3 protein-coding genes are annotated in these 2,676 nt (G+C 62.4%); 2 read left to right on the top strand and 1 reads right to left on the bottom strand.

Annotated features, from left to right (window positions below):
* Positions 1 to 202 precede the first annotated feature (202 nt).
* Positions 203 to 1,285, top strand: a complete 1,083-nt coding sequence (locus AC1D00_RS35590) for an ABC transporter permease (protein WP_404553846.1) — start codon at positions 203 to 205, stop codon at positions 1,283 to 1,285.
* Positions 1,261 to 2,079: an ATP-binding cassette domain-containing protein gene (locus AC1D00_RS35585; RefSeq protein WP_167771232.1), complete on the top strand. Its 819-nt coding sequence runs from the start codon at positions 1,261 to 1,263 to the stop codon at positions 2,077 to 2,079. The genes AC1D00_RS35590 and AC1D00_RS35585 overlap by 25 nt, the downstream gene beginning before the upstream one ends.
* 229 nt (positions 2,080 to 2,308) lie before the next feature.
* On the opposite strand, the gene AC1D00_RS35580 is transcribed toward AC1D00_RS35585, so the two are convergent.
* Positions 2,309 to 2,676, bottom strand: a 368-nt coding sequence (locus AC1D00_RS35580) for a DsrE family protein (RefSeq protein WP_477013887.1), incomplete at its 5' end; no start/stop codon positions are given.

Below are 2,676 nucleotides of genomic sequence, written 5' to 3'. Positions count from 1 at the left end.
GTGTCGAGCTGGTTACCGACAAGCCGGCCGGCGAGATGCCGTCGATCGACAGCGCCGCCGCCTTGAAGAAGTGCTGGGGCTGATCCCACTCCTGACTTGTAGCCGATGGCAAGGACTGGCGCCCCATGATCCGGGCGCCAGATAACGCCGGCGAAGCTCGCCCGAGATTGGCAGGTCTCCACATGCAACGAGGAAAACGGCCATGACTGATATCGGCAGTAGCCGCCCGGCTGCCCAGGCCTTCGAGCTTGTGCTCGACAAGGGCGAGAGCCGCGTCGCCGAATTCGAAGTCCGTGCAAGATCGCCGCTGCAGAAGCTTCAGCACTTTCTGCACGCCAATCCGACGGCCGTGCCGGCAATTGTGCTCCTGCTCAGCGTAGCCGCGTTCGGCTTTACCGTCGGCTCGCGTTTTCTGTCGATGTTCAACCTGTCGCTGATCATCCAGCAGGTTACGATCATCGGCGTGATCGGGGCGGCGCAGACGTTGATCGTGATCACCGCCGGCATTGATTTGTCGGTTGGGGCCATCATGGTGCTGTGCTCCGTCATCATGGGCAAGCTCGCGGTCACGATGGGACTGCCGGCTCCGATCGCGTTCGTTGTCGGTGTCGCCGCAGGCGCCGGCTGCGGCGTGGTCAACGGAGCACTCGTGACCCGGCTCAAGCTGCCGCCCTTCATCGTAACGCTTGGGACGTGGTCGATCTTTTTCGCTCTCAACCTTTGGTATTCGGCGTCCGAGACCATCCGTTCACAGGAGGTCGCGAAGATCGCCCCGTTGCTCCAGGCACTGGGAACGTCGGTGAACATTTTTGGCGCCCGTTTCACCTACGGCTCCTTCTTCATGCTCGGACTCGTGGCATTGATCTGGTTCGTGCTGAATCGCACAGCCTTCGGGCGCCATCTTTATGCGGTGGGCGACGATCCCGATGCGGCGCGGCTTGCCGGCATCCGAACCGACCGCATCCTCTTCAGCGTCTACGTGATCGCCGGCGTGATTTGCGCGCTCGGTGCGTGGGCATTGATCGGACGCATTGGGTCGATCAGCCCGCAGGCCGGCCAGACGGCCAATTTGGACAGCATCACGGCGGTGGTCGTCGGTGGTGCCAGCCTGTTCGGCGGGCGGGGTTCGATTGTCGGCACGCTGATCGGCGCCCTCATCGTCGGCGTATTTCGCAACGGGCTTGCCTTGTCCGATGTCGACGTGCTCTGGCAGGAATTCGCCGTCGGCTGGCTGATCATCATCGCAGTCGCCCTCGATCAATGGATTCGCAAGGTGTCGGCATGAGCGCAAAACCGAACGTTCCCGGGGTAACACCGCTCCTGCAGGCGCGCGGATTGAACAAGCGCTATGGCCGCGTGACGGCGCTCGATCACGCCGACTTCGATCTCTATCCGGGCGAAATCCTGGCCGTGATCGGAGACAATGGCGCCGGAAAATCATCGCTGATCCGCGCGCTCTCGGGCGCACTCGTTCCGGACGCCGGCGAGATCAAGCTGGCCGGTATGCCAGTCGCGTTCCGCTCGCCGCTCGACGCTCAGGCGGCCGGCATCGAGACGGTCTATCAAACGCTCGCACTGTCTCCGAGCTTGTCGATCGCCGACAACATGTTTCTCGGCCGCGAGCTGCGCCGGCCGGGTCCGCTCGGCACGATCTGCCGCATGCTCGATCGCAAGGCCATGCAGCGCATCGCGCGCGAGAAGCTCACCGAGCTTGGCCTCATGACCGTGCAGAGCATCAACCAGCGCGTCGAGACCTTGTCGGGCGGTCAACGCCAGGGCGTGGCGGTGGCAAGGGCCGCGGCATTCGGCTCGCGCGTGGTGATCATGGACGAGCCGACCGCGGCGCTCGGGGTCAAGGAATCGCGTCGTGTGCTGGAACTGATCCTCGATGTGCGACGGCGCGGCGTTTCGGTGGTCTTGATCAGCCACAACATGCCGCATGTGTTCGAGATCGCCGATCGCATCCATATCCATCGACTCGGTCGGCGGCTCACGGTGATCGATCCCAAGGCATACACGATGTCGGATGCGGTCGCCTTCATGACCGGCGCGCGCGCGCCCATCGAAGTTGCGGCGTGACGGCCGTGGATTGTCGATTCACTCGTCAATCACGACCACATAGTCTGCATGAAGAGTGATCGGAGCCTTCGATCCGTCGAGAACCACACGGAGACTCTTCGGGTAATATCCAACGCCAACCACCCTCCCAGTCTTTCCGGCCAAGCGAGGGCCCGCCGTGGGTTTCACCTGAATACGCGACCCCGGTGGAAACCTGGGGTTGCTTTGGGTCGATCCTGACATGGCTGGCTTACGGTTTGACGTAGGCCCAGCCCAACTCCTGCAATTCCATCACGCGCACGACGCCCGACTTCACGACCTCCGCCTGCCGAACAATCGGTATGTCCTTGTTCTCGGCCTTCTGCATCTTCTCCTGGGTGTTGCCGCAGGCCTTGAACGAAACCTCGGGCGTGCTCAGGGCCATCTCTTCGATGCGCGTCTTTACCGGCGAGGTGTCTTCACGCAGCATGTGCAGGCCGGGCCCGAACGTGACGACCTCGATCTTCACCTTCTCGCCGGCGTCCTTGTAGTATTGCGTCACATTGGTTGCGTTGTTGAGCGCGAGATTCATCGCTGCGGGGTCGTTCGTATTCACCTGCAGGATCAAATGATGTTCTC

The organism is Bradyrhizobium sp. P2_E8, assembly GCF_056403875.1.
This window is presented reverse-complemented; position numbering and strand designations above follow the sequence as displayed.

What these genes read in the sequence shown, in the direction of transcription:
- AC1D00_RS35590 (WP_404553846.1), top strand. Translation starts at nt 203, where the DNA reads ATGACTGATATCGGCAGTAGCCGCCCGGCTGCCCAGGCCTTCGAGCTT.
- AC1D00_RS35585 (WP_167771232.1), top strand. Translation starts at nt 1,261, where the DNA reads ATGGATTCGCAAGGTGTCGGCATGAGCGCAAAACCGAACGTTCCCGGG.